This window comes from Ileibacterium valens (assembly GCF_001945525.1).
GTDB lineage: Bacteria > Bacillota_I > Bacilli_A > Erysipelotrichales > Erysipelotrichaceae > Ileibacterium > Ileibacterium valens.
In genome coordinates this window covers 1-759 of the sequence record NZ_MPJW01000242.1, presented here as the reverse complement: position 1 = coordinate 759, position 759 = coordinate 1, and the positions used below count along the sequence as shown (strand labels likewise).

The following is a 759-nucleotide window of genomic DNA, read 5'->3' as shown; positions in this document are numbered from 1 at the left end:
CTCAGAAAAGAGAAGAAACAGGAATCTGTCTGGAGCAGACCCGTGATAACAGGTTCAAGCCGGACAGGAAAGATATCTGTAACTATTGAGAGGAATATTAGATAGTTGTAGATATTTAGTAGCGGAAAGGCTACCATTGTCCAGACTAAATCTCGAAGCCTAATGGATTAAAATTCTAATGGATTAAAACTATGGATATTTAGTCTTCATGAAGAGTATCTACTGCTTTAAATATAACTTCTACTGACCAGAAGCAATCCAGAGCCCCTTTAAATCTCCTTAAGGATTCTTATTTAAATATTTTATGAAGAATGAAAGTAAGTTCTTTATATTGGACGGGTTGCCCGAATTGAAATTGCCTATATACCATTAAAGGCGAAGAATCTTTTGAATTCTGCAGTTTTCCTCTCAGGAAAACTGCAGAACGCAAAGATCTTCGCCTTTTTTACATTGAAATATTATTGATTCAGACTGACAGTCCGCAGAGTTCTCTGATTTCATCATTCCAGGGAAGAACGCTCTCGATGACATCAGACGGAATGGCTGACTCACGCCATTCCCGGAACCTGTTCATCACCAGTTCGAGATACTTGAGGACATTCAGTCCGCAGCGCCTGGCTGTCTTGGTTATGGAAGACAGCACTGTCAGCGCTCTGGCCCCGTCTTCACTGTACGCAAACAGCCAGTTATGACAGCCTCTTGCGATAGAGACAAACGCTTCTTCCACACTGTTGTTATGGGCCGCAACCAGCGGATCAT

1 pseudogene is annotated in these 759 nt (G+C 41.9%); it reads right to left on the bottom strand.

The window, feature by feature from the left end:
• Nucleotides 1–466: 466 nt before the first annotated feature.
• Nucleotides 467–759 (bottom strand): annotated as a pseudogene (locus BO222_RS13835) (hypothetical protein); the annotation flags it as partial.